The sequence below is a fragment of the Nostoc sp. CCY 9925 genome, from assembly GCF_963920935.1.
Classification (GTDB): Bacteria; Cyanobacteriota; Cyanobacteriia; order Cyanobacteriales; family Nostocaceae; genus Nostoc.
Genome location: NZ_CAWUDO010000104.1, coordinates 1 through 25,017 on the forward strand (window position 1 = coordinate 1; position 25,017 = coordinate 25,017).

Annotated in this window: 19 protein-coding genes; 3 read left to right on the forward strand and 16 right to left on the reverse strand. The window is 39.8% G+C overall.

What is annotated here, in order from left to right:
• Positions 1-345: 345 nt before the first annotated feature.
• Complete coding sequence (locus ACM0OY_RS32810) at positions 346-750, forward strand: hypothetical protein (protein ID WP_414572947.1); 405 nt, start codon at positions 346-348, stop codon at positions 748-750.
• A 96-nt stretch (positions 751-846) separates the two neighbouring features.
• Here the strand turns inward: ACM0OY_RS32810 and ACM0OY_RS32815 are convergent, their stop codons facing one another.
• Positions 847-1,581 (reverse strand): class I SAM-dependent DNA methyltransferase, encoded by a 735-nt coding sequence (locus ACM0OY_RS32815; protein ID WP_414572948.1) that lies wholly within the window; start codon positions 1,579-1,581, stop codon positions 847-849.
• A 799-nt stretch (positions 1,582-2,380) separates the two neighbouring features.
• Here ACM0OY_RS32815 and ACM0OY_RS32820 point away from each other — a divergent pair.
• Positions 2,381-2,563 carry a hypothetical protein gene (locus tag ACM0OY_RS32820; RefSeq protein WP_414572949.1) on the forward strand — a complete coding sequence of 61 codons (183 nt, stop codon included), beginning with the start codon at positions 2,381-2,383 and terminating at the stop codon, positions 2,561-2,563.
• On the opposite strand, the gene ACM0OY_RS32825 is transcribed toward ACM0OY_RS32820, so the two are convergent.
• Both ACM0OY_RS32825 and ACM0OY_RS32830 read right to left on the reverse strand, forming a co-directional pair.
• Positions 2,528-4,291 carry a tetratricopeptide repeat protein gene (locus ACM0OY_RS32825; RefSeq protein WP_414572950.1) on the reverse strand — a complete coding sequence of 588 codons (1,764 nt, stop codon included), beginning with the start codon at positions 4,289-4,291 and terminating at the stop codon, positions 2,528-2,530. The genes ACM0OY_RS32820 and ACM0OY_RS32825 overlap by 36 nt on opposite strands.
• The gene (locus ACM0OY_RS32830) at positions 4,281-5,573 is read right to left on the reverse strand and encodes an ATP-binding protein (protein ID WP_414572951.1); all 1,293 of its coding nucleotides are present in this window, start codon (positions 5,571-5,573) and stop codon (positions 4,281-4,283) included. The genes ACM0OY_RS32825 and ACM0OY_RS32830 overlap by 11 nt, the downstream gene beginning before the upstream one ends.
• A 532-nt stretch (positions 5,574-6,105) precedes the next feature.
• On the opposite strand from ACM0OY_RS32830, the gene ACM0OY_RS32835 reads away from it, so the two are divergent.
• The gene (locus ACM0OY_RS32835) at positions 6,106-6,807 is read left to right on the forward strand and encodes a Uma2 family endonuclease (RefSeq protein ID WP_414572952.1); all 702 of its coding nucleotides are present in this window, start codon (positions 6,106-6,108) and stop codon (positions 6,805-6,807) included.
• Positions 6,808-6,960: 153 nt separating this feature from the next.
• On the opposite strand, the gene ACM0OY_RS32840 is transcribed toward ACM0OY_RS32835, so the two are convergent.
• From ACM0OY_RS32840 to ACM0OY_RS32900, 13 genes are all read right to left on the reverse strand, one after another.
• Positions 6,961-8,082: a glycosyltransferase family 4 protein gene (locus ACM0OY_RS32840; protein WP_414572953.1), complete on the reverse strand. Its 1,122-nt coding sequence runs from the start codon at positions 8,080-8,082 to the stop codon at positions 6,961-6,963.
• A 108-nt stretch (positions 8,083-8,190) separates the two neighbouring features.
• Entirely contained in the window at positions 8,191-9,618 is a 1,428-nt protein-coding gene (locus ACM0OY_RS32845; protein WP_414572954.1) for an O-antigen ligase family protein, read from the reverse strand.
• A gap of 11 nt (positions 9,619-9,629) precedes the next feature.
• Positions 9,630-10,559, reverse strand: a complete 930-nt coding sequence (locus tag ACM0OY_RS32850; protein WP_414572955.1) for a glycosyltransferase family 2 protein — start codon at positions 10,557-10,559, stop codon at positions 9,630-9,632.
• The gene (locus tag ACM0OY_RS32855) at positions 10,477-11,679 is read right to left on the reverse strand and encodes a glycosyltransferase family 4 protein (RefSeq protein ID WP_414572965.1); all 1,203 of its coding nucleotides are present in this window, start codon (positions 11,677-11,679) and stop codon (positions 10,477-10,479) included. Before ACM0OY_RS32855 ends, ACM0OY_RS32850 begins: the two co-directional genes overlap by 83 nt.
• A 76-nt stretch (positions 11,680-11,755) precedes the next feature.
• Positions 11,756-12,739: a glycosyltransferase family 2 protein gene (locus ACM0OY_RS32860; RefSeq protein WP_414572956.1), complete on the reverse strand. Its 984-nt coding sequence runs from the start codon at positions 12,737-12,739 to the stop codon at positions 11,756-11,758.
• A gap of 16 nt (positions 12,740-12,755) precedes the next feature.
• Positions 12,756-13,997: a glycosyltransferase family 4 protein gene (locus tag ACM0OY_RS32865; protein ID WP_414572957.1), complete on the reverse strand. Its 1,242-nt coding sequence runs from the start codon at positions 13,995-13,997 to the stop codon at positions 12,756-12,758.
• Positions 13,998-14,023: 26 nt separating this feature from the next.
• Positions 14,024-14,863, reverse strand: coding sequence for a hypothetical protein (locus ACM0OY_RS32870; RefSeq protein ID WP_414572958.1), 840 nt, complete (start codon positions 14,861-14,863; stop codon positions 14,024-14,026).
• A gap of 229 nt (positions 14,864-15,092) precedes the next feature.
• Complete coding sequence (gene hepA, locus ACM0OY_RS32875) at positions 15,093-16,934, reverse strand: heterocyst formation ABC transporter subunit HepA (RefSeq protein ID WP_414572959.1); 1,842 nt, start codon at positions 16,932-16,934, stop codon at positions 15,093-15,095.
• A gap of 163 nt (positions 16,935-17,097) precedes the next feature.
• The gene (hepC, locus tag ACM0OY_RS32880; RefSeq protein ID WP_414572960.1) at positions 17,098-17,814 is read right to left on the reverse strand and encodes a heterocyst development glycosyltransferase HepC; all 717 of its coding nucleotides are present in this window, start codon (positions 17,812-17,814) and stop codon (positions 17,098-17,100) included.
• Positions 17,815-18,731: 917 nt separating this feature from the next.
• Positions 18,732-20,960, reverse strand: a complete 2,229-nt coding sequence (locus ACM0OY_RS32885) for a GumC family protein (protein WP_414572961.1) — start codon at positions 20,958-20,960, stop codon at positions 18,732-18,734.
• 220 nt (positions 20,961-21,180) lie between these two features.
• A complete protein-coding gene (locus ACM0OY_RS32890; protein ID WP_414572962.1) occupies positions 21,181-22,272 on the reverse strand; it encodes a glycosyltransferase in 1,092 nt (363 codons plus the stop codon).
• A gap of 195 nt (positions 22,273-22,467) precedes the next feature.
• Positions 22,468-23,784: an NAD(P)H-dependent oxidoreductase gene (locus ACM0OY_RS32895; protein ID WP_414572963.1), complete on the reverse strand. Its 1,317-nt coding sequence runs from the start codon at positions 23,782-23,784 to the stop codon at positions 22,468-22,470.
• A 94-nt stretch (positions 23,785-23,878) separates the two neighbouring features.
• Positions 23,879-24,949, reverse strand: a complete 1,071-nt coding sequence (locus ACM0OY_RS32900) for a glycosyltransferase (RefSeq protein WP_414572964.1) — start codon at positions 24,947-24,949, stop codon at positions 23,879-23,881.
• Between the last annotated feature and the right edge of the window lie 68 nt (positions 24,950-25,017).

Genomic DNA, 25,017 nt, shown 5'->3' on the forward strand with positions numbered 1-25,017 from the left:
TTGCGCCACAGGCTTTTGATCCCCCCAACCCCCCTTGGAAAAGGGGGGCAAAAACCTCTCAAAGTCCCCCTTTTTAAGGGGGATTTAGGGGGATCTACGACGATTTTGGTTGTTTAAAGAGATGTGTGTACACGGTAGCCTTAGCAAGGGGAGGGGATTAAGGGGTGGGGTTCCTATTTGTGATTTATGCAAGAGACTCCATGAACACGGTTCATAACGAAGGAATGAAAATATTTCTTCCCCAGTCCCCAATCCCCGGTCCCTATTTTTAAGGCAGGTCTTAAAGTCCAAAAATAACAATTATTCGAGATAATGGCTGTATCGCAATACTAGATACAATCCACAATGGCGCAACTAAAAAGACTGCTGCTCATGGCAGAAGATGAGCTAACTGAGTACAGTACTGATGCTCGTAAAATGGAAAAACTACGCCGTAAAATAGGTTTATCAGTATCGGCAGCCGAACAGCGGCAAGTTAAAGAAGCATTATTAGCTACAAATAAATCTAATATAATTACTCAACTTGTCGAAGAACAAAGACAAACTGTAGCCTTACCATTTTGGGGAATTGCTGGGTTAGGTTTGTTGCTGGGAATTTCTTTAAATCAACCCATAGGCTTGTTAGCCGCCGTAGCTGGGACTGCATCAGCTTACAGAATTCAGAAATGGGGTTGGCAATTGCAAGCAAGGCGTTTATTGTTACAAACTTTAGAAGATATTGAAGCGCGTGTTGCTCAACCTAATAAATAATATTAAGTTAATTGTCGTTCAATACTGTTCGGTTAAGGTAAGAGACGCGATAAATCGCCGTCTCTACAATAATCAATCCCTTGTAGAGACGGCGATTTATCGCGTCTTCTTTTCTTTACGTGCAATAAACACCGCATGACCAGGCGATAGTTCATATTCACCATAACTACGGCTGGTTTGCACCTCGAAGCCTACCTGCTGGAGTTGATTTGTAATAGTTGCTGTCTCGTATAACCTCTGTTGGTGTACTTCATCATCTCGTCTATAATATTCGCCTACTTTGCGAAAGGTGATAATTCGACGAGTTAAAGTTTTTTGTTCTGCATCCTCGTACTTTTCAACGAGTACTATCCAATCTTTTCCTTCAGTGAACCCTTTGGTTGTGGTTCCTGGTGTAACTTGTCCCGTCTGTGAAATATCGAAGATGAATACACCCCCAGGAGTTAAGGCATTATATATGCGGTGGAACAGCTGAACAAGGTTGCTATCTTCGTCAAATACATAGCTGAGACATTCACTAATGGATGTCACAGCATTGCACGGCGGAATCTCAGTTTTAAATAGCGATTCGATGCGAAACTCAGCATTTGGGACTCTACTTCGGGCAATATTAATCATCGACTCAGAAATATCGACTCCCAAAACATAATAATTAGCTTTGATAAGTTCTTGCGCCCATAAGCCGCTACCGCAACCTAAATCAACAACTAATCCATGAGATATTTTGTTTTCAGCCAGGATCTTTAGTATGCCGGGAGCAGACTTAAGAGCATAGTCACGGAAACCGACATCATGAATAAAAGCCAGGTCTTCTTTGTACCACTGATTCATATATATAGGACTACTATTTGATTTTTGAAAAGATACGTAGTAGCATGGCAAGCTTAAAATAGTGGATTAACAAACTCTTGTGGGATGGGCGTCTCGCCCGCCCGGTGCGGGCAAGATGCCCACACCACAAAAAAATTTATTGCAACGTTTTAGCCTTGCTGCGCCAGTAGGGTGCGTTAGCGACAGGGTAACGCACCAGATCCTTACTACCCGAATTCAATAAACGACTACCCGAATTCAATAAACGACTGCCCGAATTCAATAAACGACTGCCCGAATTCAATAAACGACTGCCCGAATTCAATAAACGACTATCCGAATTCAATAAACGACTATCCGAATTCAATGAACGACTGCCCGAATTCAATAAACGACTATCCGAATTCAATAAACAACTCCCTGAATTCAATGAACGACTCCCTGAATTCAATAAACAACAGGATCTCGGTGCTGGGTTTCGTTCCTCAAACGCTGGCGTTGCTGAGTGGAAATATGAATTAGTCTCACGCAAAGGCGCAAAGGCGCAAAGGTACAAAGAAAAAGAAAGGTAATAACGTTTTAGCACTAAAGGGAAATCATCCTACCCTTCATAGGCAAGTGAAAGATTGGTTTGAGCAACACTTATCTCAACGGTTTGACAGTATTATTCATAGTTATGATGAACGGATAGAGAAAGGCCATCATCGTATGATGATATCTCTAAACCCGCTTGTCAATAGCGTTTGAGATGCGCTTACCCTGCGTTTTTAAACTGACAAGTAAAGGGCGTAAGCTGCTTGTCTCAACCGTTTGGCAAGATATGATTGCCAATAAAATGTCAGCCGAACAAGCAGCAGAAAACTGGGACTTACCCTTGGCAGCTATTTACGAGGCTATTAACTATTGCGAAAATAATCGGGAACTGCTGAAATTAGAGGCAGATGAGGAGCGGTATCGTATGGAATTATTAATTCCTCCCCATTTCCACCCTAACTTTTTCTAAATTCTCCTGCACAGCCATACACCGAACATGCTCAACACCCCAAACTCGCTCACAAATTCCTAAAGCTTCCAAATAAAGAGATTCTGCTTCACTAAAACGCCCCGTCACCCGATAAATTTCCGCTAAATTATTCAGACTTTCGGCAACATTAGGATGATTTCCTCCCAACAAAAGCTTATCAAGTTCCAAAGCTTGTATACATAAAGGTTCCGCCTCGTTGTAGCGTCCCTGTTCTCTATATAAATAACCCAAAGCATAGATAGTATCTGTTAAAAGTGGATGCGCCTTTTGTAATACACGCTGCTTCACTTCCAGAGATTGTAAAAACAAAGATTCCGCCTCATTGTAGCGTCCTTGAGCGCGGTAGATTAAACCTAAGTTGTGCAAATCTGTCGCCACATCAGGATTTTCTTCACCCAAAAATTGCTTATCTAACTCTATTGCTTGTTGCGACAAAGGTTCAGCTTCAGTGTAGCGTCCTTGATGGTAATAAAGTAGCGCTAAATTATTCAATATCAGAGCAAAAGAAGGATGATTTTCGCCTAGCAAACTTGTAGCAATTTCTAAGGAGCGCAGATACAAAGGTTCTGCCTCATGATAACGTCCTTGTTCATCATATAATAATGCCAAATTATTCAGACTAGCGACAACATCAGCATGATTTTCTCCCAATAAACGTTTTCTTAATTCCAAAGCTTGTTGATAGAGAAGTTCTGCTTTGCTATATTGTCCCGTAGATTTGTAAATTCCTGCCAAATTGTTCAGACTAGTAGCGTAAGCAGGATGATTTTCTCCCAACAAGCGTTTTCTTAATTGCAAAGCTTGTTGATATAGTGGTTCTGCTTCACTGTAGCGTCCTGTTGCACGATATAATCCTGCTAAATTGCTGAAGTTAACAGCTAAATCTATTTGCAAACCTAATTCATTTTGCAATTCAATCGCTTGACGCCAATACTTGATTGCTAGTTCTTGTTCTTCTTGATAATTTTGAGATTCACCGCGTTCTAATCTGCTGCGATAAATATCACCTAATCTTGAATATAAAGTAGCTAAGGTGGGGTCTTTCGTTCCTCGTTCCTGTTCGATATTATCAATTAGCCTTTGTAAATCTTGGATAGGCAAGAAAAAAGTATTATTTTCATTAGTATCTGTGCTAGCTAATTCCGTGTCTCGAAAAACAAAGCGGATAGGTTCTAATTCTTTACCAGCAATAGCATTGGTTTTTTTAGATACAAACCGAAATACACCGTTGCGCCAACTCCAAAAATCAGGAGCTTTTTTGATCAAATTGATTAAAATTTGATTTGTTACCCAAAGGACAATTGCAAAAGGAAACTCGCGCAATCCTTCCCTTGTCCACTGTAAGTAACCAAAAAATTTCTCCTGTTCTGATTGCTCTTTTCCTAATCTGAGAAAATAAAGTTGTTCAGCACCCGTTACAGTAATTACCGCCGGCTGACGCTGACGGAGATATTCTTCTTGTTCTACCAGTTGATTGAGAGCAGCTTTTAAACTCGGTTCATGACGTGCTAGAATCACTCGATATGCACGAAAATTAGGTTCAAGTTCTGCTTCGTATTGAGCAATGATTTCATCACGAAAATTAGGATCGTCACAAACTGCAATTAGTAGATTTAATCCCTGGTTTTGGGCTTCAATAGAAACAATTAAATCATCATACGCATCTTGATTTTCTCCCTCATCATTTAAAAAATCTTCATTGAACATTAATAGCTCCCTGTCTTTTCAAACTTTCTATAATAATTGGATGAACATCGTACCATGTTTCTTCAGTACGATATTCTAGAACGTATAAACCATGTAGCAAATCTAAAAACTCAGCTTGTTTAGGATCGTTGGGCATGAATTGTTCATAAACACTCTGCAAAATATCTATATCTACTTTTCCTAAACGTATGGAAAAGTCATTGCGAATTTTATTGATTGCTTGGGCGAGAATTTTATCGTCAATGACAACTTTGGCATTGGGGTTTCGTCGAATCATCCGCAAACAAATACGGCAACACTCTTTAGAAATACGAATTAACTCTCGTAAGACGCCGCCACTGTAAATGACAATTTTTTTAGCGGTTTCGGGTGTTATTAATTCACTGGCAATTCGCTTGCGTAAAACTTCACCGAGAATCTTTGTTGCTTCGGGACGCGGTTGAGCATTAGGAAGGCGATTTTTACCTTTTTCAAAGATTTTTAGGACGGGCATTGCTACAATTTGGTCATTAGTTTCTGTAGCAATTATTGTGCTGATAAATGTTTCTCGCAGAACTGCGATGGGTATTGTGTAGATAATCCTAAAATTAGGTTGACACAGAGCTTTAATATTATCTTTATAAATTTCGTTGACTCTGCCTAAATCGAGTTTATCTAGGTCGTCTATAATCACTAAAACATCTTGTTTAGTAGCAGCCTGAATCAAAGCTGCAATTTCGTTAATTCTAGCGACTAAATCTGAAATTTTGCGTTCAAACTCTTGTTTAATCTCATCGCGGACGCTAGCATCAGCTTTTAATTTAGAGCTAATCAATTTGAGCAGGTCGAAACCTATTTCAGCCTCTATCTGTAAATTTAATTCTTCAGTACGAGTGCGGGTAGCAAACCATTTATAAAGAGCTTCCTTAGTACTTTGAGGAATATCAACTCGGCGTGCTTCTGCTTCTGCCATTAAATTCACTGCAATGGCAAACAGAATATTAATATGGTTGACTGCCGACATTTCAATTTTATCAGCAATAGAAAATAGAACTACAAAATACTTATTTTGGATTTGCCTGCTAAATTCAGCCAACAAAGTTGACTTACCACAACCGCGATGTCCTGTAAAGACAATTTTGCCATCTTTATTGGGACTGTCTTCAACTAATTGGTTGAGGTCTGCAATCAAATCATCACCATATTCGACTCTAAATCTTTCCATTTCGTTCCGTTCCATTAACGGAAACAGTTCGAGATTGCTGTATGCTTCCTGAAAGGAGTTTAATAGTTCTTTAGACATTGGATAGTGCCGTAAACGTGCTAACTATTCATATAATGCCTCATCATTTTTGTAGCAAAAGCTCAGGCGATGTCTAGAAGAGACTATGCCTATTAAACTTATCAAATCTCGTCAACAAATGACTACTAAGTGAGTAGTTTTTTATGTCTTAAAAATAGATACTTTATTGCCCAAATACCAACCAATAAATAAGTACTAGAGGTAAATAATAAATAAAGTTGAATGATAGATTATACATTTATAATTTAATCATAAATGATAGATTATACATATAAATTAGTGAAAGTTACTTAAAGGAGAAAGAAAATAAATTTTTCAGTTATAAAAATAAATTTTTAGTGTGCTTGTCCTCATTTTGCTCTAAGGCTGAATATTACTTAAAACTATTTTTAAATAAATCAAACATACTGTAGGAATTTAGTATTTATGCTTTACCCCACGACAACAGTGACATTTGACTGTGGATTGTAGCGATCGCTAACTACAATCCTGCTAAAATAAATCCAGAAATATTTGATGCCCCATCCATTCTATGACCATAGCTCAAGAATTAGATTCTCAAGAAGGCATCCCTGCTGATGTTATTTTTCCCCCTGGTGATTTATATAGTGATGAACCTCCTTTGGAAACCGAACTGCATCTACGACAAATAATTTTACTTTTGACCTGTCTAGAATGGCTGTGGCGAGATAGAAATGATTTTTATGCAGCGGGAAACCTGACTATCTACTACAGTCTGCGCCAACTCAAATCAGAATACTTTCGAGGGCCAGACTTTTTTGTAGTGTTGGGAACCCAACGCAAAACGCGTAAGAGTTGGGTAGTCTGGGAAGAAGATGGTAAATATCCGAATTTAATTTTAGAAATTTTGTCAGACTCAACAGCGAAGACAGATAGAGGTTTAAAAAAAGAAATTTATCAAGATACTTTCCGCACACCTGATTATTTTTGGTTTGACCCATACACATTAGAATTTGCCGGATTTCATTTAGTAGATGGAGAATATCAACCTCTGCAATTAAATGAGCAAGGACATTTGTGGAGTCAACAGTTAGGGTTATATTTAGGGATTCATGAGGGACTATTGCGATTTTTTACACCAGATAGGCAACTAGTACCAACACCTGAAGAAACAGCAGAACAGACAGAACAAAGATTAGAACAAGCAGAACAAAAGGCGCAACGTTTGGCAGCAAAATTACGAGAGTTAAATATCGACCCGGATACAATTTAAACTATTGCGAATTATGAGTTAAAAAGTTTGATTTTGACATCTTTATACAAGTAAATCGTACTAAAATTCTTTTAACAGTACAGATCGTTGTAAGGGCACAACATTGTTGTGCCCCTACCCGTGTACTTCATTTACCTGAAAACCGCTGTATATCTAAGAAACGCTTGGTATTACAGAACGAACAGTGTTGATAAAATTTTGAGCATAATTATGCGTTGAGAAATCGAGGGCGCGTTGCCTAGCAGCGACTCCGGCACTTTGGGCAAATTCTTGCTCGTCAAGGTAACGGAGAATAGCGATCGCTAATTTATCCGCATCGCCGTAAGGTGTTAATAGTCCATTAATCCCATCTGTAATAATCTCCGTTGGTCCCCCTGCATCGCCAGCAATCACAGGTTTTCCCAAAGCCATTGCTTCAATAATCACAATGCCAAACGGTTCTTTATCGGATGCATGGACAAATACATCCATCGCCTGCACCCATTCTGGAATATTGCGCTGTAACCCAGCCATAATTACTTGCTCTTTCAAGCCTAAAGTGGCGATTTCTGCTTTTAAAAAGTCCTCATAATCCGGTTCCAAATCGTGCTTACCGCCAACTACAACACAATGGGCATCGGGATACTGCTGTAAAATTTTGGGCATTGCTTGAACCAATACGTGCATTCCCTTCCATCGTTGCAATCGTCCAACAATTCCAATCAATGGCCCGTGCAAAGGTAAGCCCAACTTTCGCCGTGCTTGTTCAGGAGAAGGTAAAGCATCTGGCTGAAATCGGTCTAGTGCTACGCCAGGATAAACCAAGGGTGTTGGTCTGTGTGGCCAAATCTGGGCTTGTGCTTGCTTGCCATCTTGGGAGAGGGTAATAATTGCCCGCGCTGGGATTAAAGTAGCAAGTCGTACTAACCAAGTTTTATCGCTAGGCACTTCTAGCTGATACCACACAGCAGGTAATCCCGCCAACATCGCCGCGAGGCCTCCAGATATGTGCGTAATCCACATCCAATTGACAATTATATCTGCATGTTCCTCGCGGGCGATCGCAGCTATCCGGAAAACAGCAGCAATAAAACGGTGAATTTGGCGTAAGCGTCCACTTTCCACAACTCGTGTCTCAATGCCAAGGGACTTTACTTGTTCTACCATCGGGCCGTTTTCTAAAAATATCACTAGCCACTCTACGCCAGCATTACGTCCCTGCTGCATCAAATCCCAGAGCATCATTTCACCGCCGCCTCGTTGTTCGGCTAGTGGCATTACAATAATTGCTTTCATAATTTTAACCTGTTGATTAAAGGTGTTGTCTCACGCAGAGACGTAGAGAGAGAATTAAGGGTTTTTCAATATTCTCAATTGTTGCTCTCTGTGTCTGTGTGTGAAATTTTATTTTTGTTGATGCAGATAATATTTATGTCCTGCCATAGCCATAGCTAAAAATCCCCAAAGAATCATACCTGCTACACTCAACATGCCACTACCAATAACTAGTTGTGTAGCAGAACTAATACCAATGGCCCGGGCAGCACTGATAAAACTATCAAAACGACCTTCACCATATTTGCTAACACTAATAATTAGCAAGATTAATCCACCCATATAAAAGATAGCTCCAAACCAACCAAGGGTAAAAAACATATCTAAAATACCACTGTCAATTACTACTACTTCGATTTGACCAGTTTTTTCGTTGACCTTCCAGATATTTCCTAATCCGTTACCTAAAGCATTAGAAAGAGCTAGACTCAGGTTTTTGTCGTAACTTTCCGATCTATCTTTAAAACTGTTATCTTTTTCCAGATTAGAAAAAGTTTCCAAACGAGCTGATACAACCTGAGAAATTGGCTCGATAGTTGTCAATGGCACAACACAAACCGCCATTACCACAATTATGCTTATTAAGCGCATTTGAATCCGAGTTTTGACTGAACCCACAATCATAATTACTCCTAATAACCAACCGCCCCAATTTGTACGCGCTTGTGTCAACAAAAAGGATAAGTAACCAACCGCTGAGGCAGGAAAAATTAAACTTCCGGAACTGGTAAATAACAACAACAACCCAGCTTGCATGACGGAACCAAACGGGCCGACTGAGTGCAATGTACTCCAGACGCGCATTCCAAAAGGTACGGGATTTCCGGCACTCATGAATAGTTTTGATTCTATGAGCCAGTACCTATCCCACTCAGGAGCAACAACGAATTGATATACGCCATAAGCTCCTAAAAGCAGTACGCACCAGAGGAATATTCGCTGAAAATTTTGGCGATAGGCGGGATAATCTCGCCAGTTAATAAATAAGTGAAAAGCAAAAATAATTGGACCTAGCCAATCTAATAAACCCCGTGCTACGGGAACTGGTGCGTTATAAATTAAACCTACTAAAAAGCCGTAAAAGACTCCGATAAAAGCCAAAATAAACGGCAAACCCCCTTGACGAGAGGCGCTTTTAAAGCGTCGTAAAAAAGTTGCTATAGTTACAAACACCACTAAATACGGTGCTATCAGCATTTGACGGGTAGGGTCCCAGCCCACTCGATAATCAACTAAGCGGGTAGCTAAGGGTGTGAGAAAGCATATCCACCAGGTAAAGCCGATATAAAGAATAGGATGACGCAAGTATAAAAACACGGCTACTATTAAAGCTGTCACCGGATAAATTAGGCGCAATGCAGCAGTAGCACCAGCAAAATAGCAAACTACAGTTAATAGGAGAAAGCCTGCGATCGCCATCCAACCTTGTGGCGATCGCTCCTCAGGAGAATAGTTTTCTTGGGAAAAACTATTGTAAAGTATCTGCTTATAAATCATTCAATTACGAATTACGAATTACGAATTACGAATTCTCTACATCCTTGCCAACGTCCCCGCCAAGATGCTAACAATTTTTTACTTGCCAAATGTCCTTGGCTAGGTAAAAATCTCAGCCATTGGATTAAGCCAAAACTATCGCAAGTTCCAACTAATATTGCCCAGAATAAAAATACAATCCTGTAGATAAATGGCAGGTGTTCTAATAAAACTAGCGTTTCATTATGAACTAAATTAATTAAGGCAATTTCATTAAAGTTGTTTCGCCGATCTTCATCAAAACGTTGTGCTGGGTAGTGTTCTACGGCAACATTAGGATCGTAAATTATCTTCCAACCAGCTCGCTTTAATGCCAGTGTGAATGCCATTTCAAAGTGTACTTGCGCTCCTGTACCTCGCATCCGTTCGTCAAAGCGCAATTGCCCAATTGCTTCTTTGCGAAAACTCATGTTTACGCCTTTGAGAACATCGACTTCGCGGGGTTCTCCTACTCCCAGATGATGGTTGCCGATCGCGCGCCCAAACCACTGCAATTTACCAACTATAAGGCGGGAGTCGTCTTCTATTTTGTTGCCGTGATGTATCCAATCACGCCCACCAAGACCGCCAAGGCGACTGTCACAGGTAAAGTAAGCGGCAATGCGCTCTAACCAATCGGGGTGGGGTGCAGCATCATCATCAGTAATGGAAAGAATATCCCCCTTTACCTCTGCAAGTCCGGCATTCAGGGCTGCTACTACCCCGGTTTGCGTGACTTTCACAGTTTGTAATGGCAAATTGTCTGCTTGGAATTGGGTGAGAAATTCCCAAGTTTCTGCATCCGTATCGCGGACAACCACTATCACTTGATCGACTGGTTTAGTTTGCTCCTGTAGCGCCAAAAGGCAGCGTGAGAGGTCTTGTGGACGGCGATAAGTCGGTATGAGAACTGTGTTCCGCATTCTTGCTTAACTCCTCGAATAGATCCACATAAGTTTGTGCCATAGTAGTCCAGCTGTGTTGTTCTGCCACAGAACGAGCAGCTTGACTCATTTGTTGCATCAGCGATTGTTCACTCACTAAGGACATCAACACCCTTGCCAATGCATCGATATCATCTGAGTCGGGTAAGACGATGCCGCATTCTGGTGTTACTAACTCTGCACCCCCGGTAGCTGTGGCAGTAATTACTGGCAGTCCGGAAGCAAGCGCTTCTAACAATACCAAGCTGCAAGCTTCGTATCGGGAAGGAAAAATAAATAAATCTACTGCACGCATAATTTCGGGGATATCACGGCGAAATCCAACAAAATGCACGCGTTCGTTTAACCCCAAGGAAGCCGCTAATTGGGGGAAGGGACTACCTTCGATGTGACCCACAACCACCAGATGTAAATCGGGAACTTTGCTTAAGGCGTGCAGGACTGTATCTAAGTTCTTCCTGGGTGTGCGGATGTCTCCGGCGAAGAGTGCCAGGGTGACATTTTCTGGTAAACCTAATTTTCGTCTATCGCTTTTACCAGGAGTAAACTCTTCTAGGTCTACTCCATTGACAATTACGCGAATGCGAGAACGGGGTACAGTAATGTTAATTAATTCCTGGGCTACCTTTTCCGATACTGCTACAACGACCTTAGCTTTTTGAAAAGCTTGTTTTTCCCAACGAGCATTAAAAGCAGTAAATAGCCACTGATATAAACCATACAAATCTCGGCGATTGCGAGAAATATGAACTGGCGATCGCAACCATGAACTATGCACAAAATGTACAGCATTCACATCAGCAGCAGCCATATTAATCGCGCCATTGATTTTAACTAAATCAATGTTTGAGCGATGTTGACGCAACCAATTTGCACTTTTTTGGGCAAAGATGAAATTACGAACAAATTCGGTGGGATAGCCTTTCACTGGAATTTTAATCCAATTAACTTGACTATTATGTTCTAATTCTGGAGCGATTTCACTTGCTAATAATGTTAGGTGATGACCACGACGAATTGCTTCGTGAGCAACTTCGTAGTTTACCCGTCCTTGACCATCACCTTTTTTAATTTTATGGGTAACAATACAAAGTTTCATACACTTCTTTTCTTTGCGTCCTTGGCGTCCTTGGCGGTTCGTCAAAAATAATATACTCTTCAGAAGAGTTTATATATTATTTCGATACCCCTATTAACTTATTTGCAAAAATTCGCGGAGTAAAACTCAGAGTCAGTGCCGCTAGAGTTCGCAAATTAAATTTTTGTTTTTTCAACGCCTGCCAAAAATAAGGGCGTGCTGCGGCTATCTGTTCGCTTCGCAGTAAACCAATTCCCAATGTAGTATTAGCTTCCAACCATTTTTGTTGAAAGTGTGTCCTAAATTCTTGTAAACGAGCGTCTTCCATAAAGACTTGATAACAAAACATTTCGCTTTTAGCTTTACGAATTTTTGCCTCTACATCTCGACTACCACTGAGCATGGTATCAGTTTGTTCGTGAGCACGATATCGGGTTAATCTTTCTGGATAATAGTAAGCACCACGACCAGATATACAGCAAAGATAAGTTAAATATAAATCCCACATCCCAGCAACTTCTGGGGGAATACTATCCCAATCAATAACGTGATTGCGAATTACACAAGATGCAGCAGTGGGTATACTTTTATCTATTAGCCCTATTTTAGAGAAAGGTTGATGAATTCCTGCTGTTAATTTGTCTCTCTGATAACCGCGTGTATTTTCTTCTGTTCCAATATAATTAATTCTGCCATTTGCATCTATGATATATTGGTCGCAAAAAGCAAGAATTAAGCCAGGATTTTCTTCTAATGGTGGTACAAGCTTTGCTAAAAAGTCTTGATTCCACATATCATCGTCATGAAGGCTAGCAACGTATTTACCTTGCGCCATTTTGAAGGCGTGTTGCTGATTAGCAATCATACCCACGTTTTGCTGGTGTCGCCAAAACCGAATGCGTGAATCACCAAAAGATTCGACAATACCTTGGGGATTTTCTGGACTGCAATTATCAGAAACAATAATTTCAATATTTTGATAAGTTTGTTGAACAGCGCTAGCGATCGCTTGCTTAAGATAATCTGGTCGATTATAAGTAGGAATAATAACGCTGACTAATGGTTGTTGATGCAATGACATATTTTTCTCTCTTAGTTTATTGAGGCGTTTTATATAACTTTTTCCCTGGATAATCAAATTCAGCTATTGTTTTTGCATAAATTGTTCGGAGATTATTTACATGACAATTCATTGTAAATTCTCTCATCAAGAAAGCATGACCTTGTTCGCCCATTTCTCGGCTTTTTTGATAATCGCTAGACAAATGATTAATCGCTTGGGCTAGTTTTTTAATGTTATTACTGGGAACAAGAATACCCGTTTCTCCATCTCGTAAATGTTCGGGAATTCCTCCGACTGCACTACCAATTACAGGTCGATAACGAGCATAAGCTTCGAGAGTCACAAGACCAGCAGGTTCAGGCCAAACACTGGGAAAAATAACTGCAAAACACTGCTGATAAAGTTCATTTATTTTATGGCGATCGCACCAACCATGCCAAGTAATGCGGTTATTTAATCCCAAAGTAGTTGCTAACTTTTCTAACCGTGGCCGTTCCCAACCTTCACCTGCAATATCAAGGTGAATTTGCGGTTTTGTATGTATTAAGGTTTTAATCAACCATTCTAAACCTTTATCAGAAACAATCCGACCAACAAACAAAATTCTCTGATTTTGGTGGACTTCTAAATTTAGGGGTGCAGTTGGTGTTTGCGGTAGAGAAATACCACAGTGTACTGTGACAGTTTGCTCGGCTGGTATGCCATTTTTAATTAACTGTTGACGCACATATTCACTATTAGCGATAAAAGTTACTTTGATATTTTTTAAAGCATCTAGAAACCGCTGAGTACCTTGAATTTCTCTGATAGTTCTTAAAGGTTTACGGCTACCACATTTATCTGCTAATTTACCCCAGGTACATCCTAAGTAAGAAAAGTTGCGATCGCAGATTGTTCGCTCTCCAGCTAAATACTTTGTACCACTAGGACAATACAATGCATGATTATGAACGCTGAAGATTGTAGGACATTCACCTGTAAGCTGCAATAGTAAATCTGGGCTGTGGAGGTGCAATAATTTTAACTGGCTTTGGTCAACATTCTTGAGCGATTTGATCACGCGATCGCTAATATCAGCTGAACGATGCTCAAATAGAGAAGCTAAATAAGTTTCAACACCTCCGCCCTCACCTACCTCAAAATTCGAGCATTGGTAAATTAGATTTTCTGCAAAAATCTCCCCATGCAATTGTTTTTTATGTTGCTGGAACCTCTTAATTATTTTAGGCATATTTCGCCACTGAATTCTCGCTTTATTCTTAACTTTATTAGTCATATAAGTAACGAACTATTTACATCAAACTATTTGGCAATATCAAACCAAAACTTATGCCTAACATCACTTACATAATGCCTAAGAGCAATATTTTTATTTGCAAATTTATCTGGATAGATGAACTGATCTTCTACATTGAGAACATATTTTTTAGAACATAAAGGTTCAGCATGATTCTGATGCATTGTCAAATGTACAATTGTTTGTTCAGTAAAATAAGTAGGATATTCTTGAAGATTTCCTAAACGTTCAATAGCAAAACTCCAGTCAATTTCATGACTAAATAATATAAATCCAGCATTTACTGGATTTGATTTTTCGGAATCATTATAAAGAACTCGCTCGTCTAGCGAAGTAAAACAATCAGGTAGATATAGAGAGTATTTTTTGTCAGAGTTACTCAAATTAATTAAGTCAACACCACCAGGAAAAAATAAAATATCTGAATCGGTGTAAATCGTAGTTCCATTAATAGGAATTGACATTAATGCCGACAACTTTTTACCTAATGGATGCAGCTGGGCATAATCAAGAACACATTGAGGTAAATCGGTTCTCAGGAAGTTTTGTAAAAGTACTACCTGAACGCAAGGATGGATGCGGCGAAGCAAATTACAACTAGAATCAGTGTAGCTACCATCGGAAATTACAGTGAATGTATCTGGAATGCCGACATGACGAATGAATGAGCGAATACTTGCCACTTGTTCGGGCAAATCGCGTTCGCATGAGAAGGCATAGACACTTATTGGAACTTGCTGAGTTTGTTTTATCGGGATGCTGACAATTTGAGAAAGGGCTGCTTTATATAAGGAACGATTAAATTTACCCTGAATTTTAGCAGTGTGATAGCCTAGATTTATCATTTATTTTTCCTCGTTAAAGCTATAAATAGGAGTCAGAATAGTCTCAATACTTGTCGGTTAAGGGGAAAGGGGGAAAGAAAAAACCTTTAACCTTTTCCCCAAATCCAATGCCGAGTTAAAAATGCACAAAGCGAGCAGTATTGAGAATAGTCTAATCTTAATGGAATTAGAATAATTGAGTAAGTTTGTGAATTCGTAATCCGGAAATTACGAATTACGAATTCACAAATTAGGAATTATAGTATTGCATTTGGTGATATTCCCAAAGCTTACCTTGACGTCCCAATAATTCTTCATACTTGCCCTGTTCTACTATGCGTCCTGCTTCCAGGACTACTACTTTATCTGCTTTAGAAATAGTAGAAAGACGGTGAGCGATCGCAATTACTGTTCTACCAACAGATAGCTTTTCTAATGAATCTTGAATCAAGCGTTCGGATACAGAATCTAAGGCGCTAGTTGCTTCATCTAAAATCAAAATTTCTGGGTTCCGTAGAAGCGCCCGCGCTATAGCAATTCGTTGTCTTTGTCCTCCAGATAATCTAACACCCCTGTCTCCTAATTGGGTATTAAAACCTTCGGGCATTTCTAAAATAAATTCTAGTGCATTGGCTAATTTAGCAGCTTCTTGAATTTCAGCATTTGTAGCTTCTGGAGTCCCATAAGCTATGTTTTGCCAAACAGTGGTATTGAAGATAAAGGTATCCTGACTAACAACTGCTATTTGGGAACGTAGAGAGTTAATTTCAAATAGTCGTATATCAATTTCATCAATGTAAATATTTCCCTCTGTAGCATTATAAAACCGGGGAATTAAATCAGCAAGGGTTGTTTTACCAGCCCCAGAAGCTCCAACTAATGCTGTCATTTTTCCCTTTTCAATGGTTAGGGTAACATTATGCAACACTAGAGTTTTATCGTCGTAACCAAAATCTACACATACTAAATTAATTGAAGTTTTTAACCCATTAAATTTAAGATGACCATTCTGAAAATAATTTTTATCATCGCTTTTTAAGAGGTTTTTAATGTTGTCTGCTGAACCATGTAAAGTGCTGAGAAATGCTCTTGTGCCATTAATATCTTGAACGAATGGGATAAAACGAAATAGCACAAAGAAAAATGTTAGTAAAGAAGCAACTTGTAGCGTTCCATTACTAACCAGGCTAGTGAATGCCAAAATAATCATTCCCACCAACACCGTAGTAGCTACCCCTTCAGCAATTGGCTTGACAAGTGTCCAAGTGAAGACAACTTTAGTTGTAGTACTTACTACTTTGTCGCTAGCTTTGTAGTAACGCTGACGCTCAAATTCTTGAGTACCACAGGAATGAACAGTGCGAATGCCATTAATAAATTCTACGGCTGTTGATGTAAAATTAGCATTAGCAGTTGTCATGCCAAAACTTGATTCTCTGACTCTGGCATTTAAATTAGATAATCCTACACCTAAAAGTGTAAATAGTAATGCTGAGATCAAAGTTAGTTGCCATGATATCAAAAACATTGATATTAAGTAGACAATAGTTGTTAGTCCTCTCGTCACTAAAAATGCTCCAGCACTGAAACCTTGTCTTATTCTTTCAATTTCTGTGGTAATTGTGTTAATTAATTCCCCAGAACGAGTTTTAGCAAAGTAGCTTAGCGATAAGGCTTGCAACTGTTCAAAAATTTGCTTACGTAAGCGATCTGCAAGATTTAGTTGAGATAATTCTGTATAGACTTGGGAAAAGTAATTAAAGGTGGCACGTAACCAAGTACTTAATAAAATTAATAAAGATATACGATACAGACGATTAAGTGCCGATGTCTTAGTTCCCAAAATCAAAATATCAAACCATTCTATTCCTGTCTGAACAGGTTGAGCGTCAGGACTAGTTAAGCTTTGCAAAAATGAAAGCAAGAAACCAATACTCACACCTTCAAATGTTGCCGCTAAAATCGAGAATATCAGAGCTAAAGTGGCAATTTTGCGGAAGTGTCTAAATTCTTGCAATATCAAATAGTTGTCTTGCCAAAATCTAGTAGCTTTCAGCAGATTGCTGATTGATTGAGGGAATTTGAAAAGCATGGATTTTTCTAACAATAGTTTGACGCGTAAGAAGTTATGATGCATTACTGAAGAGGGGAAAGGCGAAGGAAAAAAGGAATAAATTTACCCTTTACCCTTTAACCTTTTCCCTACCCGTTGGCGTAGCCTCTCGCAGAGAAGGATGATGCTATAAAACCATCAATTACTGTACAGATAAATTTCTGAATTCTGTATTCTGTATTCTGTATTCTTCTTCAATTAGTTGTATTGCATCTGCCAAAGTCCAAGAACGAGAGCCGAGCAAATTCATGTCACCGCGCAGCACATTAAATAACAATGGCAGATTGTTGAGGCTGTATTTATGCATCCAACGCCCTAGCGGTGTGATGTTGTAATTTACTGTGCTGGAAAATCTCATGGCTCGAAAAAGTCTACCTCTTTCTCCAACACGCCATTCATAGCAAAAAAGTGACTCTGGCGAGTAAATTTGCATCAATACAATCAATCCCAGGATAACTGGGCTGAGTAATAACAGCAATGAAAAAGCAACAATCCAATCAATGGTTCGTTGTAACCATTTCCAGGTTTGATTACCTTGTTTTAGCTGTTTATTGCTAGCGGATATGCGTAAGAATATTGGCTTATGAGCTTGTTCACATGCATCTGCCCAAAACTGTAGCAAACCTTCACCGAGTTTTGCATCTATGCTTACCAAATTTATAGGAGAATGTTTTAAGCATTCTACTAGCGATCGCTGATTATTTAATGAAGCCAAATATGGTAGTTTAACTCCTCCTGGCGGCTTCACCAACAGTTTACCCCGTCGCCACAGGAGTGTGCAGTACCCAGAGCCAAGATCTTGGTTTTGCGGGGTTACATCATAGAAATTCTCTAGGGCTGGAATTATTGAAGTTGTCATAAATCTTTGGGTTTATACAAGAGTGAATTGCTGAGGCGTTATCAAAGGCTATCAAGCTAATTCGTAATTATGTTAAAGATAGTAATTTCAACTCTATCTAAAACAAAGCTACTGTAGAGATTAAGGTCTGCAACCTTATGCTTAATTACGAGAAAGATTGCGATTTAGATTCTTGGGTAATCGGGATTTTTAGAGTAACTACTGATAGTAGAAAAGTGTAGAGAAAAATTACCTATGAATCTATATCTACGTTTAATTATGCTGGGGTGTTTCTTGTATCGATAGATTTAACAAAACCAGTTCACTCTTGTGTTCTAACTTTTTGCAGGTGCTTTAATCTCTAGAATATAAGACTATGTAGAAATAGCGATCACTCAAATCAATTCTTTATTTAGACTTTAATTACTCAGTGATTTCTCTGGAAACTGATAAAGATAGCATAAATCTACGAAATTTTTCCTGATAGTAATAAATTTAAATTTTAATATATTTTGATACATTTTTAGGGTAGCACAGCTGTGCTACCCTACTTAAAAAGATATCTGCCCAGGCGTAATATCATATCCGCATAATTAGTTATGATTCCCACAGTCATTGCACCCCACGCGCTTTGTCTCCCCTAAGAGCTTGCCTACGGTCTACACACAAGTCTTCTAGAGTTGCGCCACAGGCTTTTTATCCCCCCAACCCCCCTTGGAAAAGAGGGGGGCAAAAACCTCTCAAAGTCCCCCTTTTTAAGGGGGATTTAGGGGGATCTACGACGATTTTGGTTGTTTAAAGAGATGTGTGTACACGGTAGCCCCGCAAGCTCTTAGGGGATTAAGGGGTGGGGTTCTTTGGGTTTAATAAGTAATCAAGCGGACATGATATAACTTGTCGTAGATATTGCAGTGGCTTACCAATGCCCAATGCCTAATCTATTTTTCCACAGCTTGGCGCAAGGCTAATTGCTGTTGTTTGACATAAGGTACGTAATTACTGCTAGAGTTTGATACCCCATTTGCTACAACTCCAATCAAGTTTAACTTGCTGAGCATGGCTGTAGCTTGAGTCAGTTGGCTTCGTGTCACAATACCAATGCTTGCCACCATGACCACACTACGAGAAGATGATGCGGTGAGCATGGCATCTACCATACCGAGAACTGGCGAAGCATCTATGAGTACCAAATCGTAGTTTTCCTCAAATGCTGCCATCAATTCCATCATCCGAGGGGAACTTAAGAGATTAGCGGGGTCAGCAGGTTTTGGCCCAGCAGTCAAAATATCAATGTAGGCTGAACCTGTGTACTGAATACTAATTTGGTTGGGTAGACTTGCATCACTAGATAGTAGAGTTGAAAGCCCCTGTTCATTGGGAAGATTCAGCTGTTCGTGCAGACTAGGAGCGCGCAAATTGGCATCAATTAGCAGTACTCTTTTATGTAAACGTGCAGCACTCATGGCCAAACCCAACGCTAAAGCTGATTTACCCTCATCTGGCAAAGCCGAGGTGACCATCAAAGATTTCAAATTGGAAACAGCATTTAAAAGTTCAATGTTTTTGTAAATCAGATCCAGCGATTCCCAACGCGGTGGAGATTGCAATACTTGAATTGTCCAAGGCGCGAGAACTTCTGGCTTGCCAAAAGGCAATTTAATCATTGATTCTCTCGGTTTAGCTGGCGGTAATTTGGGAGTTATTCCTAACAATGGTAGGGGGATTTGCTTTTCTAACTCAGCAGTAGTGTGGACTGAATCATCAATCGATTCCCGAATAAAGACAGCAATTCCTCCTAACATTAATCCAACTACTGCACCTAATAACAAATTCTGCTGAAGATTGGGGCCTAATTGTGCGCCTTTTTGGGGTTCTTCTACAACTTCCCAATTAAATCCCCCCTTAGCAAGTTCTTGGCGTAATTGTTGTTCTGCCCTTAAAAGCTGCTCTAATCTTTCACGGCTAAATTGTAGCTGCGGTAGCATCCGATTGTAATAAGCCAACAAAGGTGGAAAGCGTTTGATTTCAAAACGTAATTCGTTCTCTTTCTTAGCTAAAGTTTGGTCGCGGGCACTTAAAGCAACTAAATTTGTTTGCGTTTCTACTAATTGACTAGCAAGGTTGAGATCGATTTCACCAAGTTGTCCTTTTTCGAGGAGAGAGTCTCCAGAAATGAATGCACTAGCAGATTTTCCGCCTAAAGTTCTTCCTACTTCTTGTTGCAATAACTCCTTCTGACTCTGAAGCTGTTCTTTGAGCTTTTGCACGCTAGGAGTTGCATCTGTAAAGCGTAAGCGTTCTTGTGCTAGCGCCAGTTCTGTTTTTTGGATTTCGTTGAGTAAGCCTTGATAGCGAGTAGACTGACTCAGACGGGAAGCTACTAAGGCATTCTGTGGAGAACGATTAAGTTGTTCTTCTAAAGATTTCTGACGTGCTAAAGCCTCACCATATTGAGAACGAGTTGTCTGCCGTTCTTGGGCAATATTATTCAAAGCTGTTTCAATTGCTTTAGCCTGTGATTCGGGATCGATTAAATTTTGGTTTCTGCGAAATCTTTGGAGGTTTGTCTCAGCTGCTTTAACTTCTTCACTGGCTTTACTTAACTGTTCTCTAATAATTTGCAGACCCTTTTGTAAACGCGAATTCTGTTGTTGTTTATTGTATTCGACATAAACTTGTCGAATTGCACCCAAAACTTTTTGGGTTTTTTCTGGATCTCGATCTGTGTATTCGACTTGAAAGATTTTAGTAGCAACATTATCTTCTTTGCTTCTTAATTGAGTTAAGACCAAAGAACCTTTAATTTCACCTGTACTGATGTCTGGATATTCAGACTCAAGTTTCTCAACTGCTTTTTGGATTAGACCCGAACTTTGCATCAAATTAAGCTGGGTTGCAGTATCTATCACCACATTAGTGTCTGTAAACTGATTTTCTACTCCACCTCCTTCTTTTTTACCTTGATAGTTAGGTTCTACTAATAGCTGCATGGAACTTCTAAAAGTTGGTTTGGTCTTTAAAGTTACTATGCCTCCAATAGTAATAGAACCAACAAGTACTACTAAAAACCAAGGAAATCTCCGCACCAAGACGGTAAACATTTGTCCATAGCTTGGTTCAGTTTCCGAAACTGTAGTTATATGAGAATTTAGACTAGTTTGAACCACTTTTATGATCCTTCCAAGAATTTACGCTAAGAGATTAATAAAATCAGAAATCAGAATCCAGAATTCAGAATATAACCAGTAAATAATTTATTTTTATCGCTGTTTAAAACTTAGTAAATCTTGGATTTAATCAGGAGGTTAAAATAGTTAACTTACAAGATTTACATAGTTTATTCTGACTTATGAATTCTGACCGGAGCCGTCCTGCTCCTGAATTTTTTTAAAGATGCACGCTGCAAACTTGATTAATGATTTGCTCAACTTTCCTGAAAAATGCATCTTCAGAAAAGTTTGTCACTGCATGATTACGAATGCGATCGTAATTCCAAGAAATTTCCTTGGCTTCTAGTAATGCAAGTTGCAAAGATTCGGGTGTTTGTCTTTTGAAAAAGACTCCCGTTTCACCAGGTATTTGAGTATCTATTACTCCACCTGCTCCATAGGCAATAACTGGTGTGCCGCTAGCATTGGCCTCTACTGGAACTAATCCGTAGTCTTCTAAAGCTGCAACAATAATGGACTTAGCTTTAGAAAATAAGTCTTTACGTGTCTTATCACTTACATGTCCCAAAAACTGAATATTTTGTAATGCTTTTGATTTTAACCGTTCTAATTCTGGGCCATCACCAGATATTAATAGCCGCCAGCCTAACCAATTAAAAGCTTCGACTATTACATCAAGACGCTTATAGCTGATCATTCGAGCAGAGGCAAGATAATATTCATCTTTAATATCAGAAAAAAGAAATTTACTAGTATCAATTGGATAGTTAATCCTCATTGCCTGTTTGCCATAAATATTTTCAATACGGCGGGCAACAACACTAGAATTAGCAATATAAAGGTCAGGCTCTTGTGAATATTTCAAGTCTACCTTTCTCATTACTTGGAAGACTTGCTCGATTAAAGGAGCAAAATATTTATAGTCTCCATACTCCTTTAAATAAGTTGCCGTATCCCATAAGAAACGAGTCACATTATGACAAAAGCAAATGTGTCGAGCATTGGGATTTTTTCGCACTGCTTTGGCAAAGCTAGTGCTACTACTAATAATCAAATCGTAATCTTGCAAATCTAAGGCACGAAAAGCAGGAAAGTATAAAGGTGCCATTGACCTAAAATACTTTGCTGCACAGGGAATCTTTTGTAAGAATGTTGTGTTAACTATGCGATCGCCAAGATCGATAGTTTTTTGCGGATCGTACAGAGATGTGAAAATGTCTGCTTCGGGATAACGCTTACAAAGCAGTTCAAATACACGCTCTGCCCCACCCCGCTGAGTCAAATAATCGTGGACTAGAGCAATTTTCATGAATTGTACCTAAGAAAATAGGGAATTGGGCATGGGGTATGGGGCATGGAGCATTGGGGAGCCACTGCGTTGGGCGGCTTTGCCGACTTGAAGCAAGTGGCGTCATGGGGCCATTGGTTATTTCCCCCATCTCCCTATCTCCGCATCTCCCTACCTCCCTATCTCCCTCATCCCCGCGTCTATAAATCTGAAACCCTAATACCCAACTGCTGCCAAGATTTTCTCTGGGGCGAAATAGCTGTTTTGCTCGGCTCGTAGTCGATCGCAAAGTCTGCCTTCGGGTAATTCTACATCGTCGTATGTGAGGACTTCATCTCTGGAAATGTCTCGTTTGAGGCGACATCCTTCGGCTAAACCGATTGGTAGGAGATTTTGCTGTTGGACGATATCGGAATTCTCGCATTGTCCGTAGGTCATGTAGTAGCCGATGCCGTCGAGGGTTTCTCCGGCTTTGAGGTCGATTTTGGCGGTGGTGATGACATCTACTAAGGGGCCTGCTAGGGGAGACATGACGGCATCACCGAACAAAACTACACGCGCTACGGATAGGGGAACTTCAAAATGACAGAGGTGATAAGGAGTATAGAAGCTGTAAAGAGGGCCTTCACCTAATTTGTATAAGTTGAGATAGTGGCGTTGTTTGGGGTCGTCGTGAGTGGCAAATACATATACGCCAGGGCCGGGTTTGGCTCCGACTACATAATCGACGATACCGCCCAGTTCCTTGAGTTGTTCGACATCATATAGTTGGGCCATTTCATCAACGTAGCCGGTGAAGTCATATCCGAGCATTCCTCGTTTGGCGACTTTCATGCCTGTGGCATTAGCAACGATCGCTTGCTCAAAGGAAATTTTGGTTCCATCAGCAAAGCTAGCCACCATGTGAGGCTTTTGACCCCAACGTTTAGCAAATCCTTCCTGGGTGGTGGGATTGCGATAGGGGTCTTGAAGTCCTTTAATGTTACCGCACAATAGTGGAGTTAAACCAATGCTTTTGACAAATCGGTAGAGGTTCATTTGTACCCCTGGCTGATCGCCATCACAAGCGCTGAGGATAACGCCTGCTTTGTCGGCATACACTTTCAGGATGGGGCCAATAGTGCCGTCGAGTTCGGCATTCATCATAATCACATGTTTGCGATGGGCGATCGCTTCGGTGACGATTTGAGCGCCAAATTCAATTGCACCTGTGACTTCGATGAGTGCATCGATACTCTGGGCGCGACACAGTAACTTAGCGTCATCTGTGACTGCATATTTCCCGTTGGCGATCGCATCTTCTAATTCGCCGACAGTTGCAACAACTTGAATATCTTCAATTCCTGCTTCTGAATAAGCTTGTTTAGCTGCATCAATCTTGCGATTAAAGATAGCAACTAACTCCATTCCTGGGACTGAATTGACAATTTGGTTGGCAATTCCTCGACCCATAAAACCAGCACCAATCATCCCAACTTTAATCGGATTGCTTGCTGCTGCTCTGGCTTGTAAGGCGCGATCGATAATAATCATGAACTAAACTCCTTTTTAGAACTGTTTGTTGTGCTACAAATTCCCAATTATTTTGCACTTAATAATTTGTTACGATTTGCTATTAAGTACATTTTCAGATGTAATTAGTATTAGTACTAACTAATTGTTTGCTAGACTCTATGAAATAACTCTGTTTTTTAGATTTCTGGTCTTCAAGCATTTGCTCCACAGCATTCCGATATGCTTGAGCAAACTTTTCTTTGGTATGATTTGTTCTTGCGTATTCCCATACCTTTCGAGACTTAACTTTGAGGTCTTCTACAGGCAAATTAGAAATACTTCTAACTTTCGCCTTAATTTCTTCCAAGGAAAGGTTATCGAAAATCACACCAAAATCGTGAACATCCACACCAGATTCATAGCTTAAAATCGGAATTAACCCGCCTTGCAAGCAACTGATTACTGCTCCTGACTGTCCCTCAGAAACCGAAGGATAAACAAGCCCCAGACAATTATTTGTTACCTCGGTAAACTCAGGGCTACTAACATCAATCCAGCCATAGGTATGAATGTTTGGTGTTTCGTAGAGTTCTTTATAGAAAGCCTTCTCAAATTCTTTGTCATTACTAATTGGGCCACAAACCGTTAAATGGTATTCTGGCATTTGGGCAAAGGCATCTAAAACTAAATCTAGTCCTTTGAGAACTAAAGCGCTACCACCAAACCACAGAAAATTTTTTCTGACGGCTGCAAAATCTTTCTGTTCGGGATAGGGATAAACAACAGGCGAAGAAATGGGAATACGATACATGGGTTTGTTGGCATATTTGAATGTACCAACTGTGAAATCATTGCCCAAAACTGTAGCACAATCAGCATATTCAATTCCCAAGTTGGGCATTTCAAATCGCTGTGGAGTTAAGGTAATTCCTCGACGCTGTTGGAGTTCTAGAAGCCTGTTACATTCAGCTGCATTACGAAACACCATATTCGCAATGTCAACGTGAAAAATTTTGATACAATCTTTATTTAGTTTTGGTGCAAGTGCCTCCATTCGATGACGAATATCAATGAAAAATGCGTAATCTTTTTGGGGAACGAATTTATCATTGTGAAACTGGATGACATCAACGTTGTAACGCATGTCTAAAAAAGTTTGTGCTATTTGCCAAACTTCCCAATACCAAGTATGGTCATTAGGCATTGGTTGGCCTGGTTTTAATACTGGAGTTTAGACTAAGCTATGCAAAATGACCCAGCAGGGCTGAGTTA